The following is a 24,812-nucleotide window of genomic DNA, read 5'->3' as shown; positions in this document are numbered from 1 at the left end:
GGACGATGCTGCCCCGGACCCACCGCAGGGCGGCGATCTGGTCCTGGAGACCGAAGTTGCTGCCGATGTCAGGATGCGCCAGATAGCCGAGGGCGCCCAGCCGGTAGTTGATGCTGACGACCGTGACGCTGAGGGCAGCCAACTGTGAGCCGTCCGTTCTGGCACTTCGCCCACCCGAGGGGAACCTTGGCCGGGCATAGGTACTCCCTGAGGCGGAACCTCCACGCCCATCAGTGTCGGTCAGGGACCCCGATCCACTCGGCCAGGGCGGTGGGATCCGGCGGTGTGCCGGTGAGGCTGGCGATGCGGGCGTAGACGGCACGGACCGCTTCCGGGCGCTGGGTCAGTACCTGCGCCGCGACCCCGAAGCCAGCGGACGTCGTGGGGTCGGGCCTTCGCAGGGCGAGGGCGAGTCGGGCCCAGGGTTCGCATGGTTGCGGTCGTTGTCTGATCTGGTCGGTGGCGAGGCGGTGGGCCGCTTCGGTCTCGCCGAGAAGGCGGGCCAGGTCGGAGGAGTCGTGGGCAGCTTGGTCCTCTGTCTCGGGTGGCGTTCGCCGCAGGCGGGAGGGGTCGGCCGCGATGCGGCACAGTTGTGCCGTGTAGTCGTGGAGGGGCGGTGTGTCCGGATCAGGGGTCAGCACGCCGGGGAGGTGCGCACCGGGTGGCCGGTGCGCGCCGGACGACCATGCCTCGGCGAAGGCCGTCACCGTACCGGGGTCCGGCTGCACATGGTGTAGTCGCCAGCGGATGCGGTGGGCGACGACGGCCTCCTCGGCGAGGGCCGTCACCTCGTCGGGCACGACCGTCGGATTCCTGACCTGCGCCATGTCGGCGCCCATCCAGGCGGTGAACTGCCGGCCGGCCCTCGTCAGGTGGCGGGACGATCGGAGCACCTCGTACGCCTCCCAGGTCTGTGCTCGCCAGTGCAGCAGTTGGAACTGAGCGCGTCGGCGCAGGCTCGCGTCGGTCGTCCGGTGGGCCAGACGGCGCCAGAAGTCGACGACGCCGAGGAAGGCGAAGACGCCGTGGAAGAGGCCCGGGAGCGGGCGCGGGTCGTCGCGCCAGGGGGCGTAGAACAGCTCGTCCGGCGCCTCGTCGTCGTACAGGTCGAGGGAGTCGAGCACGGCGTTGAGTTTCATGTGCCGGAACTCGTGGACCAGGGTGACGGCGAGTTCCACGGCATCCGGTGGTGTGCTGAGCACGGCTCCGCCGAACGCCTCGCTGGACGATACGGAGGTCATCATGCCGCTGTGGGACTCGGGCCGGGGTGTGAGGGCGATGAGGCCCGCTGCCAGGGCTTCCGCCCGCTCGGGGCCGATGACCGCGGTGAGCAGGTCCGCGGCTTCGCCGATGTTCTGTCTCCACCGGGTGACGTCCTCGGGGGCGAGGCGACGCGGCGGCGTCGAGCCGTCGGCTTCCCGGTAGGGGTCCATGTCCTCCAGGACGAGATCGAAGTGGCTCTGTCCGACGGGCGTGCGCACCTGGTGCAGCGGAAGCCAGCCCGCCGGGCGCGGATCATCCGGGCTCGGTAGGCGCACTTCGGCTCCCCGGCATCTGATGAGGGTCGCGTCCCTCCTCGCCGTGATGTGCGCGGTGGTGGCCGTGGTGCCACGGAAGTCGGCGGCACCGAGCCCGGGGAGGACGACGAGGCCCTCGCGTACGGGGAGGGGCAGTGTGAACGCGATGTCGGCCCTGACGGCTGCCGCCGCCGCGACCGCGTGGAGGTGGGAAAGGTGCTCCGATGATGTGGTCGCTCCGGTGTGCGGCGCGATCGGCCGAGTGTGCGCCGCGCGTAGTGCGCTGCTCAGCCAACGTCCCAGGGACGGGTGGAGCAGTACCGTCGCAACCGCCTCGGCGTCGGCGCGCTCGGCCCGCACTAGGAGTTCCCGCACCTCGCCGACCCTCGGTAGCCCGCCTTGGTAGGCGGCTGTGGCCCCATCCGTCAGGCGGAGCAGGCGCAGTAGTTCGGCCAGGACCACCGCACGTGCCCCGCGCTGCTGCGCCCGCAGGCGCTTGACCAGCGAGCTGTCCTCCGTGCCGTACGCCACATCGCGCACGTCGGCCGGGCTGGGGAAGGGCGGTTGCGGTGGGGGCTGCGGGGTGCGGATGCTGACGACCGGCCGATACTGGACGGGTCTCCCGCTCCCGCCGCCTCCCATGCCGCCGGAGTAGCCGCCCGGCCCCTCCCCTGCTCCGCCGCGGCTGGTACGGGGGCGGAGGTATCGGTCCATGAGCCGGGCGGCGGCAGGGCTCGCGGCGGGCGCGTGCTCGTCGGACAGGGCTTGTTCGAGGGTGACCGCGGTCAGATCGGGGGTGAGGGCGTCCTGTGGTTCCGGGGGGCCGTCCATCGGGTTGCCTTCCTGCGCGGTGAGTTCGGCGAGCACGGTGGCGAGGTTGCGTCCACACAGCAGGACGTCGGGATGGTCTTTGCGCAGTCGTGTCGTGCCGGCCGCGAGTGCGGCACGGTAGTGCTCCGCGGCTTGCTTCGGGCGTCCGAGCAGGTGCCAGACCGTGGCGAGTTCGTGCCGGGCGGCGATGGTGTCCGGGTGTTCTGGTCCGAACCGGCGCTCGTTGATCCGCCAGATGTCGGTGAACTCGTCCCGTGCCCGCTCCAGGGAGCCAGGATCGGACTCGTGGTCCCTGATGACCCGGGCCCGTTCATGACGGGCGAGGAGCACTTCGGGGTGGTCGGGCGGCAGAATGGTCAAGTAGACCTGTACGACGTGTTCGGCGGCGTTCTCGGCTTCTGCGGCCTGTCCGGCGTCGCGCAGCGCGCGCACGAGGCTGACTCTCATGGCGAGGGTGTCCCGGTCCGCGGGCCCGGTCAGTGTCTCGTGCTGCTGGGTGGTGGCCCGGAGTTCGGCGACCGCCTCGGCGAAACGACCGCGCTTGTGGGCGAGCGTCGCCAGGTCGTGTCTGATCCGCAGGATGCCTCGCGGGCCCGACTGAGGGTCGCGTCGGCGCATGGCGAGAGCGGTACGCAACTCCGCCTCGGCGGCTTCGAAGCGGCCCCACTCCCGCAGTACGCGGGCCCGGCCGGTCTTCGCCGACTGGGCGTAGGGGTGGTCGTTCTCCAGCGCGCGTTCGCAGGTTCTGCCCACGTCCTGGTAGAGCCGGTCGGCCGTGTCGAGGTCGCCGTTCTCGCGTAACGCCCAGGCCAGGTACAGCCGGGCGGCGATCGTGGCACGATCCTCGTCACCGAGCAGGCGCGCCCTGACCTCGACGACCGACGTGTGTTCGGCGACGGCCTCGCCGTACATCCCCAGGTAGGTCTGGTACTGGGCGGCGCGTAGGGCGGGTCCGGTGGCCTCGGCGACGAGGACCGTGTCCGTGCCGACGCTGGTCTCGCACTCGTGCAGCAGCACACGGGCCGCGGCGCAGTGCGGTGCGATCGCCCGCCACAGCGGCCAGTCCTCGGTGCGGTTCTCCGTCAGCGGGTCGGTGAAGCGGTGCAGGAGGGCGGTGACCAGTCTGAGCAGCAGCGGCCTCCGGGCGGTGAAGTCGGGGTGACCGCGGCTGGCGGCGCGGACCATCGGGTGCAGGGTGATCCATCTCAGCGGATCGACCGCCGATCCCTGCGGGGTCTGTCTGTCCCGCGAGGTCTCTCCGTCCCGCGGGGCCTCTCTGTCCCGCGGGATCTCTCCGTCCCGCGGGATCTCTCCGTCCCGCTGGGTCTCTCCGTGCCGCGGGGTCTCTCTGTCCCGCGGGGTCTCGATGGTGATCAGCTTCAGACCGATCAGGCCCTTCAGCGCGTCGCTGATCCCTGGCTGTGTCGCCCCCTCGAAGAGCCCGCTGTGCGCGAGCAGGTCCGGGTCGAGGAGGTTCTGGTAGGGGATGGGAGCGGGCCCGAGGGCGGACAGCAGCCGTAGGAGCGGGCGGGCCAGGCGTGCGCCTTGGCGGTGCAGCAGGTCGAGGGAGAGTTCCCAGGTGCTGAGTATGGTCCGGCGGCTGCGCTCGGTCGGCCCCAGGTCCACGTCCGGGTCCGAGGCCATCTCCGCCAGATGGGCGTCGAAGGTGCCGCGATAGCCGGCGAAGGTGACCGGTGTCGATGGGGACGGCCAGGGGTCCTCCAGTGCCCGCGCCAGGTACGAGCCGGCGAGGTTGAGTGCGAGGGGGAGCCCGCCGAGGTGCTCGGCGAGGTCCTGGGCGTCCTGCACGGTTCCCGCCTGCGGATGCGGAGCCAGGTCACGCAGTACCTGGGCACCATGTTCCTTGGAGAGCAGATCGACGCCGATCGTGTGCACCCACTGCCCCCACCGTTCGGTGCGGGAGTCCTGGCTGGTGATCAGTACGGTCCCCCAGTGGTGTGCGGGTGGCCGCAGCCAGCCGATGCCCTCGGCGGTCCGTGACGGCGCCGCCGCGAGGACCGCGGGATCGTCGACGTTGTCGAGCACCAGCAGCCACGGCGTGGTGAGGGTGTCCAGGTGCCGCCACAAGACGTCCGCCGGATGTGCCCCGACGAAGTCGGCTGTCTTGGCGCCCGCGGAGTACGCGACCGCGCGCAGTGCCCCGGACAGTCCCTCACCGTCCGCTCCGGACACCCACCACACCCGGGTCGAGGAGGCCGCCAGCCGGTGTGCCGCCTCCAGGGCGATCGTCGTCTTGCCGGAACCGCCCATCCCGCACAGCAGCCACACGCCCGGCACGTCCGCGTCACCGTCGACCCGCCGTGTCACCGCACCGGTCAGCGTGGCCACGAGCCCCTCGCGCCCCCGCAGCCGCTGCGCCACGACCCTGCGCTGCGGAACGGCCAGGGGCGCGGTCGCCATGGTCCGGGAAGGATCACGCGGTACTTCCACGGTCAGTGCGTCGAGCGTCTGCGCCGCTTCGGGCAGCAGCAGACGGGCGACCTGGGACGGCGCGGGCGCGGCGGTGATGTCGACCAGGTCGGGGATGTCATCGCCGTAGCGGTGCAGGAGTGCGGCGAATCCGGGATCGCCGGTGAACGTGCGGGCCGGGCAGGCGTGCAGGCGGCGGTTCGCGAACGCCGCGTCGTCGTGGATGACGACGCCGACGAGATGATTCCGGCAGAAGACCGCGCTGCCGGAGGCTCCGGACCATGCCTGTGCGTCCTCCGCGCGCACGGCCGGTGCGGACTCCTGGTCCAGCACATACAGATCCTGGCTGCCGACGCCACCGGCCTGGGGAGGCAGCTTCCCGCTCAGATACTCCACCGTGCGCTGTCCGTCCCGGAAGGTCGCCGACGGATACGCGAGACCCTCGTAGGGCAGCGGGGTGTTGCCGACGGGACGGCCCCAGCGCACCATGCCGGGCACGTCGACGCCGTCGTCCAGCAGCAGCAACGCGACATCGCGTGCGTCCGGGTCGGTCCAGCACACCGATGCCGGGCAACGGGGTACCCGGTGCGAGCCGGAGTCCTGAGGATGCCCCACCCGTACCCGGATCTGGGCCCATGACGTGCCGTCGCCGTCCTCGACGACATGGCGGGCCGTCAGGACCAGGCGTGGTCCGATCAGATAGCCGGTACCGACGCGGCGGAACCCGGCGGCGTCACCGCCTCGGATCAGAGCCAGCCTTCGACGGTCCAACTCAGCCCTCGTCCTGCCAGTCGCCGGACTGCCGCCCACCGATCTCGGGGCTGGCTCCGCCCGCAGCACGGTCCTTGACCTGGAGCTTCAACGTCAGCTTGTGCCCTCGGGCCGAGGAGTGCGATCCGCTCCCGCCCACCGCCGCCACCCCGAAGTGCAGCTTCCCCTCGCCCTGGACGTCATCGCGCAGTTCCAGCATCAGCTCCAGCTCCGCGCCCTCGATCTCGAAGGCGAACTGCTGCCGCGCTCCCTGGGCCTGGGCCTGGTAGAGCTCTTGCCGCAGTTCCTCGATGGCTGCGGCCAGCCCGATGGTCGTCATGGTTTCTCCTCGTCGGCTGTGAGGGTCGGACAGGGGTGGCGCCCGCTGGAGGGAGGTCTTCGGATTCCCGGTCCTGGCCGCGATCCGGCCCGGACCTGTGCCCTGCCCCCCTCCCACCTGTTCCCGGGTCGGGTCGCACCCGTCCGCGCACGAACTCGACGGTAGTACAGGAGACTTCCCGGCAGGGGAGACTTCGCCGTTCCCTGCGTTCGCCGATGAGAGCCCAGGTGATCCGGACACGGGCCCCAGCGCCAGGCGGGCCCGCCGAGCTGTTCCGGCCCGGCCCTCCAAGCACCGGAGAGGACCCGCCACACCACGACTACGACGGCCCCACCCCCCGCCCCCGATACCGACTCAACGCCTCCTCCACCTCCGGCCGCCCCCAACTCTCGCTGTCGGCCGCCGCCAACCACGCCTCCGCGTACGCCGCCGCGGTCTCGCCGTCCGTGGGAGCGAGGTCGGGTCGGTCGAGCAGTACGGCGAGGAGTCGGGAGGCGATGGGGCGGGTGCCGTGCGGGACGAGCCATTCCAGCGCCCGGCGGGTGGCCTCGGCCCGGGACGGGGCGTCCACCGTCGAGTTGCCGAGCACCGCTGCCAGGAGCCGTCCCGCGTTGCTGCTGTCGGCCTCGTCGATCCAGTACCCGGCCGCCTCCAGTGCGTCGGCGATCTGGTCCGTCCGGAGGTCGTCGCGCTTCAGCAGGACCTCCAGGACGGCGACCTGCTTGGCGTGGCCCGCGGGGCTCTCCCATCCCCGCAGGGCCAGTCGCACGGCCCGGACCTGGTGCTCCGGGCCGAGCGTGAGGCGCAGCAGGCCGATGAGCAGCCCGCGGTCGGACGGTGTCTCCCGGTCCTCCAGGACACCGAGGGCATGTTCGGCGAGGCGGGCGGCACGTACGGCGTCCAGTTCGCGGACGAAGTGGACCCCCTTGAGCTGCACGGCGGCGGCAGCGGGTCCGGACCCGGCGTCGAGCAGGGCCAGGAGCTGGTCGATGGAGCGGGCGTACTGGTCGAGGTCGACGTCACGGCCACCGGTCAGTGCCGACACGACATGGGGAGCGCCCTCGGCGGTGGGGTTCTCCTGGAGCCAGTTCAAGGCACTCTCGACGACTTCCCTGGGCCGGTCGGCGTCCCTCCGGTGCAGCAGGGGGGCGATGACGAAGGAGGCGTACGGGCGGTCTCCGTAGCGCCTCAGCCAAGTGAAGGCGCGGGTCTCGACGGGCTCGGGCCAGTCGAGGGCCGGCTCGGCTCGCTGGAGAAGCTGGGCGAGGACGAAACGGGCGTCCTCGGACGGCAGGTGATCGTCCAGCCATGCGTACGCCGCTCTTTCGATCGCCGCGGTCTCGTCCTCGGTCGGACTGTTCACACCGGTCAGGGCGTTCAGTCCGAGAAGCGGCTCCAGTACGAAGGAGGCTTCCTGGCGTGTTCCATGGTGGCTGAGCCAGTCCAGCGCGATGCCGACCGCCCGTGAGGTCCGACCTTGGAGGAGCCTGCGGCGTTCCAGCACCGGCCCGAGCACGTACGTCGCCTCGAACGCGGGCAGGGCGTCCTCCAGCCAGTCCAGTGCCCGGCCGACCGCGTCGCGGAGGACATCGGGGCCGACGCCGTGGCACCGCAGCACCTGCGCCAGGGTGCTCCGCACCAGACCGGGGTCGTAGGTGTCGTCGAGCCGGGCCAATGCGGTGCGGGCCGCCTTGACGACGTGGCCGCCCACGGCATCCGGGCGGAGAACTGCGGCCATGACATAGGTGCCGCCGTTGTGCAGCCCGTGACGCGCGAGCCAGGTCACGGCGTCCTCGCCCAACTCCCGCTCCGTCTCCCGGTCGATGTCGGAGCGGGCCAGCAGGGAGCTGAACACGAACTTCGCCTCGTTGGTCGTACCGTACTCGGCCAGCCATTTCTGGGCGGCGTCGACCGCTGTTGCCGCCCGCCGGGCGCCGAGGTCGTCGCGGAGCAGTACCTCGGCCAGCACATAGGTGGCCCGACGTGTCTCCAGATGAACGCCCAGCCATCCGAAGGCGTGGTTGAGTGCCATGCGGGCGTCGGTGTTCTCCTGACGGCAGCGGGCCAGCAGGGGCTCCAGGACGAACGAGGCGTCGATGTGAGCCCCGTTGTCCTTGAGCCACGCGTGGGCGCGTCGCGTCACGAGTTCCGCCTTGTCGGCCGGGAGGTCCTCGGTGCGCAGCACGGCGTCCAGGACCAGCGCGGCCGACGAGGGCGGTGGCTGGGCGCCGAGCCATGCCAGGGCCCTCTGGACCGCTCGGGCCTGAGACTTCTCATCGAGATCCTTGCGGAGCAGCAGGGGCCGCAGCACCAGACCGGCGTCAGGGTTCCGCTTGCTCCGCTCCATCCAGGTGAGGGACAGGGCGATCACATCGGCCGCGCGGTCGGCGCCGAGGTCGCCGCATCGGAGCAGGGCGGCCAGCAGTCGGGCGCCCGGCCTGTTCAGGGTCCGCTGCTCGGCGAACCACCGGAGCGTGTGCTCCGCCAGCTTGTCGCAGTCCCCGGCGGAGATCCGCTCGGTCTCCAGCAGCAGACGGAGCACCTGGCTCACGTCCTGCGTCGTCCACTGCCCGTTCACCCACTTCAGGCAGGCGTCCACGAGCCGCTGCGACACTTCACCGGCGGAGTTGCGTACGGCGCTGGTCAGTACGGTCGCCGCCGCGGTGGGGTCGCGCCGCTCGGTCTCCTCCAGCCAGGGTCCGACCAGCCGGTCCCAGGTGTCGTTCATCCCCTTGAGCCAGGGTGAGCCCGACAGCATGGTGAGCATGATGGACCGGCCGACCTTCGGTTCGCCCGCGACCAAGGCGGCCAGTTGATCGGTGCTGCCCGCGAGCCAGCGCGCGCAGGCCCGCTCCACCGCAGCGCGGTGAGTGGTTCCGAGGTCGGCGGTCCATCGCCGCAGATGGAGTGCGGCGACGCTGAAGGTCGGACCGTCACCGAGCAGCGCGGACAGCAGCTTCCTCAGCACCTCGCTGCGGACCGTGTTGCCGTCGGGCAGGACGGCCATCCGCAGGAACTCGTCGGTGACGATGTCGTGGAGGGCGTCGATGCCCCGTCCGGACTCCACCAGCCAGCCCAGGTGCAGCAGTCCGCCGACCACACCTTCGGGTCCGTCCCGGAAGGTCGGGTCCGACCAGAGCGCGAGGAAGCGCTCCACGGCCGTCTCGACAGCGTCCTGGTCCTGCTCGCAGGAGGCCGCCGCCACCGTCGAGGCCAGCAGCAGTGTCTCCCTCGCGGGTGCGCCGAAGTCCTGCTTGGTGCGCTGCTGCAACCAGAAGAGCAGGCCCTCCGGCCGGGGTGGGACGAGATCCAGCTCGCTCACGCCGGCCTTGAGCCGGGCCTCGAGTTCGCGGGCGATGAGCAGGGCGATGATCGGCCGCTGTCCGCACACCTCCGCGAGCCGGTCCGCGCCCCAGCCCCTGGCGCTCAGCATTCCGGGCGCGACCTTCGCGAAGATCTGGCTGATCACCTCCGCCGTGTGTTCCCGGTCGACCCGGATGGGGACCTCGTTGAGCAGCAGTGCGACGCCGTTGTCCCTGAGGTTGCCGAGCATGCCCGGCCGGACGGACGCGACGCAGGCGACGCGGCCCTCCGGGTCGTCCGTCCGCAGTGCCTCGCCGAGGGCTTCGAGGTTCAGGGCGTCATAGCTGTCGAGATAGTCGAAGATCAGCAGCACGCGCCGCCGTCCGGTCTGTTCCCGGACAGCCGCCATCACGGTGTCGACCGACACCTCGGGAGAACGGCCGACGTGCAGCACCTGCCAGGGCTCGGGCTGTTCGAGCGCGGTCTTCGCCACCTCGAAGCATGTCCGGGTCTTGCCCGCGCCCGCCGGGCCGATCAGCAGGACGCCCCGCTTGGAGTCCTGCTCCGACGCCGAGACAGTCAGCCTGGCCAGCCGCCTGAACAGCCGTTTCGGGTCGGAGTCGTCGTTCGGGCTGACGAACGGCACCTGGGTCAGGGGCACACCCTTGCCCCGCAGCCTCGCCAGCTCCTGAGCATGGGTGCGGATGTACGGCGATGAGGGGGCCCGGCTCCTGACTCCGTCGGAGGTGACGTCCTCGAAGGCCGTCGTGGTGCCGGGGTGTCCGTGCCTGGTGGCGAGGTCGGCGAAGCCGGGCAGGCTCAGGACCTCGTGGACGGGGACGGCGTGCAGGCGTCGGTAGCCCATGGTCCGGTCGTCCTCGGCCACCACTCCGACCAGACGGCCGTCGCAGAAGATCGCCGCCCCCGACGCACCGGCCCACGGACGCTCTCCCCCGCTACCGGAGCCCGGCCAGACAGGACTGTTCAGCACCCACCCCGACGACGAGGTCGAGACGGCGGGCAACTCGCCGCGCAGGTCCTCGAAATGGGCCGCGCTCGCGGCGTCGGCGGCGAAGGCGGGGAAACCGGCTCCGTAGTACGGCAGGGGTACGACCCCGCCCGGTCGCCCCCAGCGCACCGGTTCCGCTCCGGTGGTGGTCACCGGCTCGTGCAGCCACACCAGCGCCACATCCGGCGCGTCGTCGGACACCTCAGGTCCCTCGGGGTCCGGCCAGCACACCTCCGCGGTCCGCTCGACCGGACCGACCCCGTAGCGAGGATGCCCGACCCGTACCTGGACACTGCCCGCCCACCGTTTCCCGGGGCGTACGACATGAAGCGCGGTCAGGACGAGGTGCGGTCCGATGAGATAGCCCGAGCCCGAACCGTCCGGAACGCCGGTACGGACCAGGGCGAGGCGCTCCGGCTGCACCTCACGACTCCCACGGCCGCCGCGAGGCTCCCTTCGAGGCATCGGGAGTTCCGTCCGCCGACATGGGCTCGCTGCTCCGCGCCTGGGTGTCGTCCCCGCCACCGAGGCCCCCGCCGGCCCGGCCGATCTTGGCCCGCTCACCGCCCAGCGCCTCGTCATGCACCTGGAGCGTGAGCGTCAGCGTCTGACGGCGGGTACTCCCCGGACCGCCCCCGGCCTCGGCGCCCGCCTTGGCGCCGGGAAGCCCGACCTCGACCTTCACCGCACCATGGCCGTCCCGGCGGAACTCCACCTCCAGCGTCAGCTGCGCCTGTTCCACCTCGAACCGCAACTGCTGGCCGACGCCCTCGTCCTGGGCCGCGTACAGCTCCCGTCGCAGCTCCTGCAATGCCTCGCTCAGCGAAATTCCCGCGTCCACAGCTTCCCCCTCGAACTCCGCGCCCGGCTCCGACGCGCCCGACTCCGACGCCCTGAGGAAATTCTGTCCCAACCACCCCGGTGCGCGCGGAGTTTCACCACACCAAGCCACGGCATCGTCACCGCAGCCGCCGCACGCCGCCCGGGGGTCATTCAGAACCGCCTGTCGGGGACAGGCTCTGATCTCGGACATAGACGGTGATACGCGCCCCATTGACATGAGTGGTCCCGTCCTCCCGGAAGGAGCGCCGCAGGGTGCGCGTCTTCGCCTCCTCCTGCGGGCCGGTGAGGGTCCGCAGCCGTGCCACGCGGACCACGACGATCCGGTCGAAGGTCAACATGCGTGCCGCGATGTCCTCGGCGGGAAGCTCGACACCTGCCAGTGTGTTCGACGCGACGGCGTCCTGTGCCAGGGCGAGATCGGTGAGATGGCGGGTGTCCTCGGGGTGGGCCGCGGTCAGGATCCGGTGTTCTCCGGCGAGGAAGAGCAGCCCGTCGCCAGGTCGGCCCTCCTCGCGTACGGCTGCGGCGATGGCGGTGACGTCGTTGCTCCGGCTCTCGGGCGTCCGCAGCGCCAGGCTCGGCGGGACGAGCGCGGCCAGTACGGCGACCGCCGCGATCCACGCGGTACGGGAACACCGCCGCCGCCGGAGAAAGTAGTCCCACCAGGCGCCCAGCAGCAGGGCGATCCCGATACCGCTGTAGAGCACGTACCGGTCGACGAAAAGGGGCTTGACCAGCGAGGCGACCAGCAGCAGAAGGCCCGGAAGCACCACGATCGGCACAGCCAGCGCGGGCAGCCGCACCGGCCCCCTCGCTCCCAGCGGCGCCAGGGCACACGCCACGGCCAGGATCGTCGTGACGAGGAGAGCGGGAAGCCGTACCGGTCCGCCGATCCAGGCCACCTGCCCGGACTGCCCCACACTGTGGATGACCAGCGGCAACAGCCCCGCCACCACGCCCGCCGCCGTCACACTCCACGCCTTCAGCACGGGTCGTGGCACACGGGAGACGACCAGGGTGACGCCGTGTGCCACCAGGGCGAGGACCGCGAACTCATGGAGCAGACAGGCCAGCAGCATGGTGCAGCCGTAGACCGCCCACCGCCACCGCGCGCGATGCGGGACGCTGACCACGAGCACGTAGGTGGCCCAGGTGACCAGGGCACACACCATGGCGTACGAGCGGCCTTCCTGCGCGTACTTCTGGACCTGGGGAAGGAGCGCGAACACCAGCCCGGCCATCAGCCCGGCACGCGGTCCCACCAGCCGCAGCCCGAGGAGCCCGACTCCGCTCGCCGCCACCGACATCGCCAGCACGGACGGCAGCCGCAAGGTCAGCAGCCCGCCGCCGAAGAGACCGAAGATCCCATGCATCACGGTGTAGTAGAGGGCATGGACCAGATCGATGTGCTGGGCGGTGAGCCAGATCTGCGCGAGGTCGCGGTGGGCGAGCTGGTAGGTGACGGACTCGTCCCCCCACATGGTGTCGTTCCTGCGGATACCCCAGAGCCCGAGAGCCAGGGTCAGTGCCAGCGGCGCGAGGACGACAACGGCTCTGGCCCGGCTCGGTGCTGGCCGACGGCGGGCGGGTACGGGAGGGGTGACCGTTCTGGCCAGGGCGGGGCTGCGTTGCGCGACGGACATCAGGGACTGTGCCTTTCAGCGGCGGCGGCGATGTGGATGTGGATGTGGCGCCAGCGTGCCCGGACCTCCCTGATCGCTTGCCGACGCAACCTGACCGGCCGATCAGGAAGGCGGGCCGGTGCTGTGCGAGGCTGGACGACATGCGCATCCTGGTGGTCGAAGACGAGGTGGACCTTGCCCAGACCCTGCACACCGGTCTCACCGCCGAGGGCTACACCGTCGACCTCGCCCGTGACGGCCGACAGGGACTGTGGATGGCCCGGACCGGCGAATACGCCCTGGTCGTACTGGACTTGATGCTGCCCGGACTCAACGGCTACAAGGTCTGCGCCCAACTGCGCCGCGAGGGCAACGCGACTCCCATCCTGGTCCTCACCGCCAAGGACGGTGAATGGGACCAGGCGGAGGCCCTGGACACGGGCGCCGACGACTACCTGGCCAAGCCCTTCTCCTACCCGGTGCTCGTCGCACGGCTGCGGGCCCTGGTCAGACGAGGCGCCACGGCCGCTCCGCCCGTCCTCGCCGTGGGTGACCTCTCGCTGGATGTCGCCGGGCGGGTCTGCCGCCGGGCCGGGACCCGGGTGGAACTCACCCCCCGGGAGTTCGCCGTGCTGGAGGTGCTGGCCCGGCGGGCGGGTCAGGCGGTCTCCAAAGCGGATCTGCTGTACCACGCGCGGCCCGACGAAGCCTGGGACCCCAACCTGGTGGAGGCACGTGTCAGCGCCCTCCGCAAGAAGGTGGACGCCGCGTTCGACCGGCGGTCCTTGCAGACCGTACGGGGTATCGGCTACCGGCTGGTGGACGACCGTGAACGCGGCTGAGCGGCGACGCCGCTGGTGGCCGCGTTCGGTACGGGCCATGGCGGCCCTCGCCGCCGCCTCGACCGCCGCCGTCCTGCTGGCCGGCGTCGGCTGGTGGGTACACCACGACGTCTACCGCCAGGCCACCCAGACCGCCGAGGAACACGCCCGGACACAGCTCAGTTCGCTCTATGAACAGTTGACCCGGGGAGTCGTCCCCGACACCATCAGCACCGTGCCGTACGAGGTCGTCGCGACCGGCCGACGCACCGCTGTCGCCTACGGCGGGAGCATGGTGGACTTCGCCCCCGACACCCACCATGTGATGCCCGCCCCGCCGACGACCGGGATCGCCGCGCTGGTACCGCCCACCACCGTCCGCATACCGGTGAACCGCCACTACAACTCCAGGGACGACTTCAGTGTGCCCGGCGGGACCGTACGGGTCATGGCCGCCGATGTCTCACCCGATGACCTCAGCAGCGAGGCAGCCGCGGCCCTGGGCGTCAGCGACAACGCCAAGCTACGCATCTACGTGGTCGTACTGCCGTACACAGCCGAGTCGATCACCGAGATCACCGACCGTCTGCTGCTCCAGGCCGGGATCGCCAGCCTGGTACTGATCGCCGGCGTCACCTACTTCGCCGTCCGAATCGCGCTGCGGCCAGTCGAAGCCATCCGTGTCCTCACCGCGTCGGTCACCGCGAACGACCCCCGCGAACGTGTCACCGTCCCCGCCACCGGACACGAGATCACTGCCCTGGCCACCACCATCAACACCACCCTCCAACGCCTCGACAACGCCGCCGCCCAGCAACGCCGCTTCGTCGCGGACGCCGCCCACGAACTGCGCAGCCCCCTCACCACGCTCCTGGCCAGCCTGGAAGTCGCGCTCGCCTACCCGGAACGCACCCAATGGCCCGCCGTGGCCACCACCGCCGCCCGCCAGACCCGCCGTCTCCAGTCCCTCACCGAAGACCTACTCCTCCTCGCCCGCCTCGACACCCGCACGCGGGTAGCCGACCCGGAGACCGTCGACCTGACCGCGCTCGCCTCCCGCCTGACCGAGCACTACCCCCTCGTGGAAAGGGCGTTGACCCTCACCTGCGACAGCACCGCTCCCGCCTATGTACACGGAACCCCCGGCGAGTTCGAACGACTCCTGCGCAACCTCCTCGACAACGCCGCCCGCCACGCCGAACACCGCGTCCAGATCACCGTCCGGAACCAGGACACGTGGGTCGTCCTCACCGTCCACGACGACGGACCGGGCGTGCCCGCGGAGGACGCCGAGCGCGTCTTCGAACGCTTCGTCCGCCTCGACGACGCCCGCTCCCGCGACCAGGGCGGCACCGGCCTGGGCCTCGCCATCGCCCGCGACCTGGCCCACCGCCACGGCGGATCCCTGACCCTCGCGTCCCGCACCTTGGGGGCGTGCTTCCAGCTCCGCCTGCCTCGGGCGCCGGAGTCGGCGGAGGAATAGCCTGGTTCGTTGCGGCGCGCCTGCTGGAGACCAAGCCGCCCCCTGAGGGGCGAGCGGCGGTCTACTCGCGGAAGAGTCTCGGCTCGGCCGGGCACAGTCCGACGTGGGTGTAGGCGCGGTGGAGGCCGGTGTCTCGCTCGCGGATGTGGGGGATGACCTGGTGGTTCGAGATGAGTAGGGCGCCGGAGCAGCGGGCGCAGTACGGGGGCCGGTCGGTGACTGTGGCGCGGGCGTGTTGGTGTGCTTGGGCGAGGGGTACGGCTGTGGCGCAGCGGTCGGTGGCGCAGACCCAGCAGGTGTCGGCGTGCTGCTGCCAGGTGAGGTAGGTGCGTAGCGCGTGCCGACGGGCTGTCCAGCATCTGTCGCAGGCGGCGGGGGGTTGGTCGCTGGCGAAGGCGAGGGGGTGCATGGCGGTGGTGGTGGCTGCGCACCAGACGCAGGCTTGGCCGGTGCGCTGGTGGGGGGGCAGGGTGCGGAGGGCGGGCATTTCGTCGGTGAGCTGTTGGGTTTCCTGGGCGGCTGTCTGGTGGTCGCTGGTGAGGTTCTCGTAGTGGTCGCAGAGGGCGTGGACGGCGCGGGCCAAACGCTGCGCGTGGGCGAGCCGGGCGGGGAAGGGGCCGGGTGGGTCGAGGCTGAGTCGGCGGCGGGCTTCGCGTACGCCGGCTGCGGCGCAGGCGCGGGGGATGTCGTCCTCGGGGAGGCGGGCGGTGAGGTGCTCGATCTCGGGGATGGTGAGCATGAGGTGGCCTCGGAGCTGGAGCACGAGCGTTTCCAGGTCGCCCTCGCTTGGCAGGGATGCCTCCTTGCCGAGGAGTTGCCGCACGGCCGCGCGCATCGTCTGAAGGTCCAGCGGGGCAGAGGTCATCCCGTGGCCTCCTCACCAACGGGTGGCAGGATCTGCATCCGCAGGGCGGTGTGCGGGCGGCAGGCGCGGGGGAACCAGTGGCCGCCGTCGGTCTGTCGCTCGCCGAGGTCGATCGCGGTCTCGGCGGTGAGCTGGTCCTCAGTGGGGTCCCAGACACATACCGCGCCGCGCGCCTGGGCGTCCGTCAGTTCGTCCAGCACGGGGAGCGCGAGTAGGTCGACCACCTCGGGGAGGATGGTCGCGTTCTGGCTAGACATGGCTACGCCTCCACGATCACGGTGATCCCTTCACTCAAGACCTTAGGAGCAAGGCAACCCCACAACGCTCACGGATATGTGAGCGTGAACTACAGGCCGATCCAGGCCGCCATGCGATTCAGGGCGTCCGGTGTCCGGCGTGACATATGGACCAGCCCGCGGATCGTCTCCCGGGCGCTGCCGTGGTAGCGGGTCTGCTCCGGGGCCACACGCCGCGCCTCCAGGAGGTGATCGAGCGCCGCCTGGGTGTGCCCCGTCTCCATCTCCACTCGCGCCCGGTCGATCAGGAATCCAGCGCGTCGAGACGTCGCAAACCTGGGCGGCAGTTGGACGGCCCGTGCCTGCGTCAGCGCCTTGTCGTAGTCCCTCAGCTTCATCGTGGCGGACAGGTGGTGCAGTGCGACGTTCGTAGGGCCGAAGGACAGCCAGTGGACTTGCGAGGCGTCCCCGGTGCGCTTCGCGATCCCCCGGGCCTCGGCGATATGCCGGGCCACGGCTGCCTTGTCCCCAGCCCGGCCACAGATCACTGCCCCGCCCAGGTGGAGTTGGCCGGTCACGACCAGCGCGTCGCGGCCCGCGTCGGCCTGCTCGATCATGTGGTGGCCGGAGGCGATGAGCCGTTGCCCGATGGTCTGCTCGCCCTCCCGGTAGTAGACGAGCGCCCGCTTGTACTGGCGGATCGCGGCCAGGCACGGGTCGGACGCCCGCCCGGCCGCCCACGCCATCCGGTCGAGAGCCGTCGAGGAGAGATCACTGTGCCCGAGCTTCAGGGTGATGTCGTGGGCGGTGCGGTACGCCGAGGCGAGCGCCTGCCAGACAGCGGTGGACGGTGTATCCCACGCCGTGTGAGTGAGTTCGGCGATCAGGCTGGGGAGCATGCGGGCGGAGTTCCGCAGGCGAGTGGCGCGGACTTCGGCGCAGAGCCGGTCCGCCTCCGCGATCAGGACCGCCGCGGGCCGCACGGTGAGGTCCGGGTTGGGTCCCAGGTCGTACAGATCGAGGGCTTCGCGGATCGGGCGCACCAACTCGGCCAGCCGGGTTCCTTGTACATCGGTCACTTGGGACCGTCCGGTCAGGAGATCGGCGTCGATGTTCAACGCGCGCGCGACCGCGGCGACGAACTCGTCGGTTGCCGGGCGGGCGCCGCATTCGACCTGGTTCAACAGGCTGTAGGAGTAGGGGATGCGGTCCGCGAGTTCGCGTTGGCTGAGCCGGGCCAGTCTGCGTTGCTCCCGAATCCGGGAGCCGGTGTGGTCGTCACCGAGGTTGGGCATCCTGGTCTCCTCGTTCCTGACTCGTCATCTGGAACGGTACCCGCGCAGCAGGGACTGGGTGAGACGTCTGCCCTCGGTTCCACCTGGGTCGGGGGCGGTTGCGTGTGATCCACTGCCCGTATGACGTCTCGGACCCTGTACCTGTTCGGCTGTGCGGCGCCCCCGGTGTTCGATGTGGCGGCGGTGATCGAGGACGCGCAGGGGCGTGGCTTCGACGTGTGCCTAGGGCTGACGCCGACCGCCGCGTGCTGGCTTGAAGACAGCCTGGACGGTCTGGCCGCGTTGACGGGACATCCGGTGCGGTCGCGGTACAAGCTGCCCGGACAGCCGGATGTGTGGCCGAAGGCGGATGTGATCGTCGTCGCCCCGGCCACGTTCAACACGATCAACGCCTGGGCTCACGGTCTCACGCACGAGTTCGTCGTCGGGGTGGTCGCCGAGGGGATCGGCAAGGGAATCCCGCTGGTGACGATGCCGTGCGTCAACGCCGCCTATGTGCAGCACCGGCAGTTCGAACGGAGCGTCGCCGAGTTGCGGGAGATGGGCGTGGAGGTGCTCTACGGCGAGGGCGGGTTCGTCCCCAATCGGCCCGGACAGGGCAAGCCGCGCGCGTACCCGTGGCACCTGGCGTTGGACGCCGCGGAGCGGATCACCACGCCGGGATGACACAGCGCCGACTTCCACGAATCTGGGGCCGATCGCGCGGACGGCGTCCCCCATCCGCGTCGATCCGGATACGGCGGCAAGGACGACCCCGTCCAAAGTCCCGCGAGCCCGTGTTACCCGGGCCGCCCTCACCGCCGTACGGTCCCTCAGATGCCCTGGGAAGCCATCTCGATGATCGAGCGGTAGTAGGCCGCCGTCGAGACCACGCACGCCTTGTACTGGCGGTCGCCGCGCACCGCGAGGAAATAGTCCCGGATGTTCTTCCAGTACGACACGAGGTAGCCCAGGCCGGGGCGGAAGCCCGGGGGCTTGGGCACCAGCGCGTAGGCCGCCGAACACTGGATGATGCGGTCGGTCGCCTGGGAGAGGACGTCGGCGACCTCGGCGTTCATGTTCCAGCCCGCCGCCAGCTCCGGCGTCCAGATGGAGGCCGCGATCTCCCGCAGCTTCTCCTGCTCCTCCGGTGTGGGCTCGCTCAGCAGCCCCATCGCGGCGGCCGGGGCCCGGTCACCGGACGGGGTGGCCTGCGCCTGGCCGACGGCACCCACGGTCAGCAGTGCCCCCGACACCGCCAGCGCGACGGACGAGACGAGTGCGTGTCTGCGCGTACGGGTATGCATGAGAGACCCCTCCCTGTCACCCGCCGTGTCGGCGGGACTCCTCATGGTCACTTGCGAGATGCACGCTGACAGCCGCCGCACCGGCCGTCAACAGCGCCCTCCCGGCCACCTGGGACTGTCTTGGCGTCCTGCGCGGGGCGGCAAAGGCACCTCGCGGCGGCGGGCCCTCGCGGGGTTGGCGTGATCCGAACTCTCGTACGTGCTCGTACTCGTACTTGTACTTGTACTTGGCCGGTCGTGGTGGCGGCGGCTGCGCCTCCGCCGTACAGCCGAGACCCGGCCAGCGGCAGCTTGGCTGCCCGCTCGGATCGCGGCATCCGCCACAGCCGAGCAGCATCCTGCCCTGGGCCGACCGGCTGGGCTCGGAGGTGCCGATCAGCATCCTGCCCCGGGGCCGACCGCTGGACCAGACGTAAGGGCTCCGGCTCCCCCGCCCCCGATACGTCTGCGGGGTCGACTCCGGGGCGGGTCAGGGATGTGACGGATGTCCGCGCGGCCTGCGCCGTACGAGACTTGGGAGTGAACCGATGAGGCCCGGGGATCTGGTCCCTGGGTGTTCGAGAGGTGAGGTGACCGTATGACTGTTCTTCCGCCGGACGATCCGGGGCGGCGTCTTCTGCTGCGAGGTGCCCTCGCTCTCGCCGCCGTCGCCGGTGGGGCCGGGCAGGCCGTGGCATCGCCGGCGGGCGCGTCCGGCAGCGGTGTGGAGGTGATTCAAGAGGCGTACTCCGGGCAGCGGATCGTCGATCTCGTCGTGGAGTCGGCCGCGCTCGGACACCCGGCCGAGGTGCGGCTGCTCACCCCCGAGGGCTGGCACGCCCGGCGGCCCGCGCACCGCTGGCCGGTACTGCTACTGCTGCCGGGCGGCGACGGTGACCATCTGGCCTGGACCCGGGACTATGAGATCCAGAGTCTTACGGAGCTGAGACACACGCTCGTGGTGATGCCTCAGATGCCGCTGTTCGGATTCTGCACGGACTGGTGGAACCACGGCGGGGGCGGCCCTCCGGCCGTGGAGAGTTTCCATCTGCGCGAGGTACTGCCGCTCGTCGAGCGGCGATACGGGGCCGGGAGCAGACGGGTGGTGGCCGGGCAGTCCCAAGGCGGGTTCGGCGCCCTGTCGTACACCGCGCGGCACCGAAGGATGTTCCGGGCGGCGGCGAGCTACAGCGGCTATGTGCATCCGCTCGGGCATCCTCACGCGGTCAAGGCGGCCATGGACTACCTGGGTCTGGAGTGGACGGCGCTCTGGGGAGACCCGGTGCACCAGCGCGCCATCTGGGAGGCGCACGACCCCGTCCACCTCGCCCACCGGCTCACCGGAATCCCCGTCCGGCTGTCCTGCGGCGACGGGCGGCTCGGCCCGCTGGACCCGCCCGACACCCAGCCCGATGAACACATCCCCGGCCTCGAAGACCCGGACGCCCCGTTCCCTCCCGACATCCTGTCACCGACCGAAGCGATCATGCGCGAGGAGAACGAGGCGCTGGCTCCGGTGCTGCGCGCGGCCAGTGCCCGGGTCACCACCCGATTCCACCCGGGCACCCACGACCCCGCCTACTGGTCGCGCGAGTTCCACGCCTCACTGCCCATGCTGCTGCGGGCCCTCGCCTGAATCCCCCCGCCTGCCCGCCTCAGTCCCAATCCCAGTCGATGCCGAGGATGCCCGGCCGGACCCCCTGTTCCACCAGGTGGACCGTGCGGTGACGGCCGCTCAGGGTGAGGTCGGTGCGGGCTCCCCTGGGCGCTCCCGTGGTCGCCTGGGCGAAGCGGCGGCACCGCACGGGGAGTGCCTGGTCGTCGAAGCGCACCTGGAGGACGTATTGACCGCCCGCGTAGGTGAAGCCGCGTACGTATTCGGTGCTCGGGCCGCCCGTGCCGTCCTCGAAGCCATAGCCGAAGACATAGGTCTCACCGGCGCGCAGTTGCGCGTCGAAGAGCAGCTCGGCCACCACGATTCCCGACTCGTGGTGCCAGCGCACCCGCCCGGTACGGCAGTTGTCCCGGGCGGTGACCCGGACCCGGGAGGGGTCGCAGCCCGGGTCTCCGCGATGGATCGCGAGGTAGCGGTCGACGCCGTCGCGGTGGGCGCGCACGACATGCCGCGAGTCACGTCCGAGGAGTTCACGGGCCGGTCCTATGCCCACACGCTCATGGTGGCCGACCGTGTGCAGCCCGCCGTCCAAGGGGCTCTCCAGGTCCGCCAGCAGCTCCTCGACCGTGGCGGACACCTCCAGCAGGGCACGGTAGGAACGGGCGGCGGGCCGCTCGGCGGTGGAGCGGGCGCTCTCCTCGCCGAGCAGCCTGGTCAGAGAGTTCGCGGGGAGTTCCAGTACCTCCTCCAGGGCGCGTACGGCCCGTAGTGACTCGGGGCGCTGGGGGCGGCGTGCCCCCTGCTGCCAGTAACTGAGGCTGGTGACTCCGACCTTGATGCCGCGGTGCGCGAGATGGTGCTGTACCCGCTGGAGCGGCAGTCCGCGCACCGACAGCGCCGCACGCAGCGCCAGATGGAACGGCCCGGTGTGCAGCATCTGCACCAGATCGGCCTCGGTGTGACCCATACCTACCTCCAGCGGCTTCAGGCGCGTCCGCGCGTGCTCCGGCACGGCGCCCGGTGAACGTTCACGACAGTGCCCGGCCACGCGGACGGGCAGGCACCGCCGTCCAGGTGACACGGGAGACATGCGTTCACAACAGGGCCGAGGCGTTCACAGCGCCATGTGCACCGCATTGAAGCGCGTTGACCTGCCCGCGACAAGGACTGATGCTCAAATCGCAGCGTCCGGACGCGCTCCTCCACCCCCACCGATCCCCTCAGGGAGGAACGCCATGCGCAAGACCAGGAGACGGCTCGGCACCGTCTCGGCGGTACTCGCCGCACTCATCACCGTGCCCCTGTCGTCCGCCGTCGCGGCCCCGGCCGACGACTCCGCCACCACCACCCGTGCCGCCGGCGCCACGGACGTGACTCCGGCCCTCGCCGCGAAGCGCCTGAACATCACCATGCAGGCCCAGCTCCAGACGAACTGGTGCTGGGCGGCGGGCGGCAACACCATCGCCGCCTACTTCGGCAGGAACTACAGCCAGAACCAGTTCTGCAACGCGGCGTTCAACCGCAGCCAGAACACCCAGTGTCCCAACAACCAGGCGACCCTGGGCAATGTCCAGACCGGACTGAGCTGGACGGGCGTACGCCCCGGCTCGTACATCAACAACTGGCTCCGCTACCCGGCCATACAGACCGACATCGACCAGAACCGTCCGATCGAGACCAGAATCCAGTGGTCCAGCGGCGGCGGCCACATGCATGTCATCTACGGCTACGACACCGCCGACAGCTGGGTCTACTGGGCCGACCCCTGGCCGTCCAGCAGCCGCTACAACTGGGGCTCCCACGCCTGGTACGTGAACAACAACTCCTTCTCCTGGACCCACTCGCTCTACCGGATCGGGGCGTGAACGCGATGCAGCGGACCTCGGCCACCTCAAGAAGTTCCGTCAGCGGCGCCGCCTCGAGACGGCCCGTCGCCGCCGCCTTCGCGGCCTGTCTCGCCCTCGGCGCGCTCGGTACCCTCACCGCCGCGTCCACGGCCGCCGCCGACGACGGCGGTACGGCGGTCCTGCCGACGGGCAAGCCGTCGAGCACCGATCTGGCCGCCGCCAGACAGGCCGCCACCTCGCCCGCCACGCTGGAGACCCTCTCCCGGTTCTTCGCCCGGGACGGGGCGGTCGCGAGGTCCGCGGCCGAGCCCCGCGCCGAGGGCTCCACGGTGCCCGTCCTGACGCTCGCACCGGAGTTCGTGGCCGGGAAGGCGGGCGCGGCCGTGGCACGTACGGAGTTCCTGGCCACCAAGGCGGTCTCGTCGGACGGGCAGCAGGCGTCCGTGTGGGCGGCACCGCTGGACGACCGGTGGCAGGTCGTCAACATCGCCTCCGGCGACGACGAGTTCCGTTACGCGCGGCGCGGCGCGGACCTGCTCCCCGGCGGGACGGTCTTCCGTGAGCCGCAGATCGACGCCTGGTTCGTCAGCAAGGGGACGAGGGTGCTGCCGCTGGACGAGGACGCGGCGCGCGCGGTCGGCGCCAAGGGCACCACCCTCGACGCCTACCGCGCTCGGGTCCAGGACGCGTATGGCGACAAACTCCCGGGCTCCGGCTACGCGAAGAAGGGCTTCGCCGGTGGCTACTCCGCCGACGCCGGGCAGGAATCCACGTCCGAGTCGGCCGAGTCGGCCGAAGCGACCAAGTCGGCTGAGGCGACTGGGGCGACCGTGGCGCGGGAGGACCGCGGCCCGGTGAGCATCGGCACGGTCACCGCGGGCGCGGGCGCGGTCCTCGCGCTCACCCTGTGCGGAGCGACGGCGGCCCGGCTCCGCCGCCGCACCTGAGCCACCGCACCGCATCGGGGCCACTCGGGTGCCCGTCGCCTCTCAGGGCGGCGGGCACCCGAGTCGGATTGCGGGGCTCCAGCGGGACACCGGGAGGGCGGGGACGGCACGGGCTCGGCCCCGACGACAGCCTCCGCCCGGCCCGTCACCGTCGTCCGCGGCTGCCTCGTCCGTCCCGCGAAGACACCGCCAGACCCCTACCTACGCACCACGGCACACGCACCGACGGCACCCCCGCCCGGCGTCGGATCACCACGACGGCGAAAGCCCGGCAGGCGCAGATGCGGGCCGACCTCGCCAAGGCCAGGTGGCAGAAGGAGCCGACCTCCCGACGACCCACGACCGCCCCACGACCCACGGCCCATGACCACCCCACGGCCGTCGGCCCTCGGCGAACCCCCCGACTACCCCAGCACCCCACCCCCCGGCAACCGAGTCCGCCCCTTCCCTCCCTTTTCCCGCCGTACGGGTGAACCTGGCGCATTCGGCGATCTTTGGAAGCATACGATCCGCTGCTGTGATGGACAGTCAGAGGGCGGGCGCCGTGCACGGCACAGCGGAAGTGATCATCCTGGGTGCGGGCCCCGCAGGGCTGGTGCTCGGCAACATCCTCCGAGCGGCCGGGGTCGACTGCGTGATCCTGGAGCGGGCCGCACGCGCGGATCTCGGTACCCGGGCGCGCGCCGGATTCCTCGCCGCGAACACCGTGCGGGTCCTGGACCGCCACGACCTCTCCGACGGCCTGCGGCGGCACGGCCAGCCGCACAGCACCTGCGAGTTCCGCACCGACGGCGGCCGGTTCCGGCTCGACTACGCCAGTCTCGGCCGGGGCGAAGGGCACACCGTCTACCCCCAGCAGTACCTGGTGGCCGATCTGCTCGCCCACTACGAGGGAGCGGGCGGGCGGATCCGCTTCGCGGCGGAGGCGCTCGCCGTACGGGACGCCGACGCGGGCCGCACACCGCCGTCCGTGACCGTCCGCACCGGCGACGGCGATCCCGTCCGCTGGCAGGGCCGGTACGTCGCCGGATGCGACGGCCGTCATGGCGCGGCCCGCCGTTCGATCCCGCCGGGCGCGGTCCGGCGCCACCGGATCGACCTCGGCGTCTCCTGGCTCGGGCTGCTCGCCGAGGCGCCCCCGAGTCTGGACGCGGTGGGATACGCGGTCCACTCGCGGGGTTTCGCCGGGCACATGGCGCGTACCGCCCAGGTCACCCGCTACTACCTCCAGTGTGCCCGGGGCACGGCCGCCGTGGACCGGTCCGACGCTCAGCTCTGGGACGAGCTGGAGCTGCGGATGCGCGCCGCCGACCACGGGCCGCTGCACCGGGGCCGTTTCCTTCAGCGCGCGGTGTTCGACCTGGAGTCCGATGTGCTGGAACCCCTGCGCCATGGGTCCCTCTTCCTCGCGGGCGACGCCGCCAGTCTGCTCAGTCCGTCCGCCGCCAAGGGCGCCAACCTCGCGGTGCTGGAGGCGGAACTCCTCGCCGACGCCCTGTTCGCGGCGCTACGGCACGGTTCCACCGATGCTCTGGACGGCTACTCGGCGCGCGCCCTCACCCATGTCCGTCAGGCGCAACGATTCTCCCAGTGGATGATCCGCCTCCTGCACGACGTCCCAGACCTCGCCCCCGCCACCGACACCGTCCCCACCACCGTTTCCGACTCCGGGGACCGGAGCGAGCCGTCGCCCTATCACACGCCGCTCCAGAGACGCCCCTGCCTGGACACGCTGCGTACCTCACGCGCGGAACAGGACTGGTTCGCCGAGCAGTACGTCGGTGTCTGAGGTC

The 24,812-nt window shown here is 71.2% G+C and carries 17 protein-coding genes and 1 pseudogene; 7 read left to right on the top strand and 11 right to left on the bottom strand.

Annotated features, from left to right (window positions below; translation table 11 throughout):
* Window position 1 precedes the first annotated feature (1 nt).
* From AB0D49_RS29545 to AB0D49_RS29520, 6 genes and pseudogenes are all read right to left on the bottom strand, one after another.
* Window positions 2-322: pseudogene (locus AB0D49_RS29545) on the bottom strand (carboxylesterase family protein); the annotation flags it as partial.
* Complete coding sequence (locus AB0D49_RS29540; protein ID WP_362762914.1) at window positions 231-5,549, bottom strand: HEXXH motif-containing putative peptide modification protein; 5,319 nt, start codon at window positions 5,547-5,549, stop codon at window positions 231-233. The gene AB0D49_RS29540 and the pseudogene AB0D49_RS29545, both read right to left, overlap by 92 nt.
* Window position 5,550: 1 nt before the next feature.
* Window positions 5,551-5,868 (bottom strand): trypco2 family protein, encoded by a 318-nt coding sequence (locus AB0D49_RS29535; protein ID WP_362762911.1) that lies wholly within the window; start codon window positions 5,866-5,868, stop codon window positions 5,551-5,553.
* 319 nt (window positions 5,869-6,187) lie between these two features.
* The gene (locus AB0D49_RS29530; protein ID WP_362762907.1) at window positions 6,188-10,603 is read right to left on the bottom strand and encodes a hypothetical protein; all 4,416 of its coding nucleotides are present in this window, start codon (window positions 10,601-10,603) and stop codon (window positions 6,188-6,190) included.
* Window position 10,604: 1 nt separating this feature from the next.
* Window positions 10,605-11,021: a trypco2 family protein gene (locus AB0D49_RS29525; RefSeq protein ID WP_362762904.1), complete on the bottom strand. Its 417-nt coding sequence runs from the start codon at window positions 11,019-11,021 to the stop codon at window positions 10,605-10,607.
* A 148-nt stretch (window positions 11,022-11,169) separates the two neighbouring features.
* Window positions 11,170-12,666 (bottom strand): glycosyltransferase family 39 protein, encoded by a 1,497-nt coding sequence (locus tag AB0D49_RS29520; RefSeq protein WP_362762901.1) that lies wholly within the window; start codon window positions 12,664-12,666, stop codon window positions 11,170-11,172.
* 140 nt (window positions 12,667-12,806) lie between these two features.
* Between AB0D49_RS29520 and AB0D49_RS29515 the strand changes: the two genes are divergently transcribed.
* Together AB0D49_RS29515 and AB0D49_RS29510 are read left to right on the top strand one after the other, a co-directional pair.
* A complete protein-coding gene (locus AB0D49_RS29515; RefSeq protein WP_362762898.1) occupies window positions 12,807-13,487 on the top strand; it encodes a response regulator transcription factor in 681 nt (226 codons plus the stop codon).
* Window positions 13,474-14,949 (top strand): HAMP domain-containing sensor histidine kinase, encoded by a 1,476-nt coding sequence (locus AB0D49_RS29510; RefSeq protein WP_362762896.1) that lies wholly within the window; start codon window positions 13,474-13,476, stop codon window positions 14,947-14,949. Before AB0D49_RS29515 ends, AB0D49_RS29510 begins: the two co-directional genes overlap by 14 nt.
* 61 nt (window positions 14,950-15,010) lie before the next feature.
* Here the strand turns inward: AB0D49_RS29510 and AB0D49_RS29505 are convergent, their stop codons facing one another.
* The 3 genes from AB0D49_RS29505 to AB0D49_RS29495 all read right to left on the bottom strand — a co-directional run bounded on the left by AB0D49_RS29505 (window position 15,011) and on the right by AB0D49_RS29495 (window position 17,345).
* A complete protein-coding gene (locus AB0D49_RS29505) occupies window positions 15,011-15,814 on the bottom strand; it encodes a DUF6415 family natural product biosynthesis protein (protein WP_362762893.1) in 804 nt (267 codons plus the stop codon).
* Entirely contained in the window at window positions 15,811-16,071 is a 261-nt protein-coding gene (locus tag AB0D49_RS29500) for a hypothetical protein (protein ID WP_362762891.1), read from the bottom strand. The genes AB0D49_RS29505 and AB0D49_RS29500 overlap by 4 nt, the downstream gene beginning before the upstream one ends.
* An 89-nt stretch (window positions 16,072-16,160) precedes the next feature.
* Entirely contained in the window at window positions 16,161-17,345 is a 1,185-nt protein-coding gene (locus tag AB0D49_RS29495) for a helix-turn-helix domain-containing protein (protein ID WP_362762889.1), read from the bottom strand.
* Window positions 17,346-17,465: 120 nt separating this feature from the next.
* Here AB0D49_RS29495 and AB0D49_RS29490 point away from each other — a divergent pair, with 120 nt between their 5' ends.
* On the top strand, window positions 17,466-18,011 hold the full coding sequence (locus AB0D49_RS29490; protein WP_362762886.1) for a flavoprotein: 546 nt from the start codon (window positions 17,466-17,468) through the stop codon (window positions 18,009-18,011).
* A gap of 146 nt (window positions 18,012-18,157) precedes the next feature.
* On the opposite strand, the gene AB0D49_RS29485 is transcribed toward AB0D49_RS29490, so the two are convergent.
* Window positions 18,158-18,631 carry a hypothetical protein gene (locus tag AB0D49_RS29485; RefSeq protein ID WP_362762884.1) on the bottom strand — a complete coding sequence of 158 codons (474 nt, stop codon included), beginning with the start codon at window positions 18,629-18,631 and terminating at the stop codon, window positions 18,158-18,160.
* Between the two features lie 577 nt (window positions 18,632-19,208).
* On the opposite strand from AB0D49_RS29485, the gene AB0D49_RS29480 reads away from it, so the two are divergent.
* Window positions 19,209-20,246, top strand: a complete 1,038-nt coding sequence (locus AB0D49_RS29480; protein ID WP_362762881.1) for an alpha/beta hydrolase-fold protein — start codon at window positions 19,209-19,211, stop codon at window positions 20,244-20,246.
* A 19-nt stretch (window positions 20,247-20,265) separates the two neighbouring features.
* On the opposite strand, the gene AB0D49_RS29475 is transcribed toward AB0D49_RS29480, so the two are convergent.
* The gene (locus tag AB0D49_RS29475; protein WP_362762878.1) at window positions 20,266-21,192 is read right to left on the bottom strand and encodes a hypothetical protein; all 927 of its coding nucleotides are present in this window, start codon (window positions 21,190-21,192) and stop codon (window positions 20,266-20,268) included.
* Window positions 21,193-21,460: 268 nt separating this feature from the next.
* On the opposite strand from AB0D49_RS29475, the gene AB0D49_RS29470 reads away from it, so the two are divergent.
* The 3 genes from AB0D49_RS29470 to AB0D49_RS29460 all read left to right on the top strand — a co-directional run bounded on the left by AB0D49_RS29470 (window position 21,461) and on the right by AB0D49_RS29460 (window position 24,808).
* A complete protein-coding gene (locus AB0D49_RS29470) occupies window positions 21,461-22,090 on the top strand; it encodes a papain-like cysteine protease family protein (RefSeq protein WP_362762875.1) in 630 nt (209 codons plus the stop codon).
* Window positions 22,087-23,019: a hypothetical protein gene (locus AB0D49_RS29465; protein WP_362762872.1), complete on the top strand. Its 933-nt coding sequence runs from the start codon at window positions 22,087-22,089 to the stop codon at window positions 23,017-23,019. The genes AB0D49_RS29470 and AB0D49_RS29465 overlap by 4 nt, the downstream gene beginning before the upstream one ends.
* 520 nt (window positions 23,020-23,539) lie before the next feature.
* Complete coding sequence (locus AB0D49_RS29460) at window positions 23,540-24,808, top strand: 4-hydroxybenzoate 3-monooxygenase (RefSeq protein WP_362762869.1); 1,269 nt, start codon at window positions 23,540-23,542, stop codon at window positions 24,806-24,808.
* Window positions 24,809-24,812 lie beyond the last annotated feature (4 nt).

The organism is Streptomyces sp. NPDC048290 (genome assembly GCF_040652095.1).
Classification (GTDB): domain Bacteria; phylum Actinomycetota; class Actinomycetes; order Streptomycetales; family Streptomycetaceae; genus Streptomyces.
Note: the sequence above shows the minus strand (reverse complement) of the source record. Positions and strands in the feature narration are given on the sequence as shown.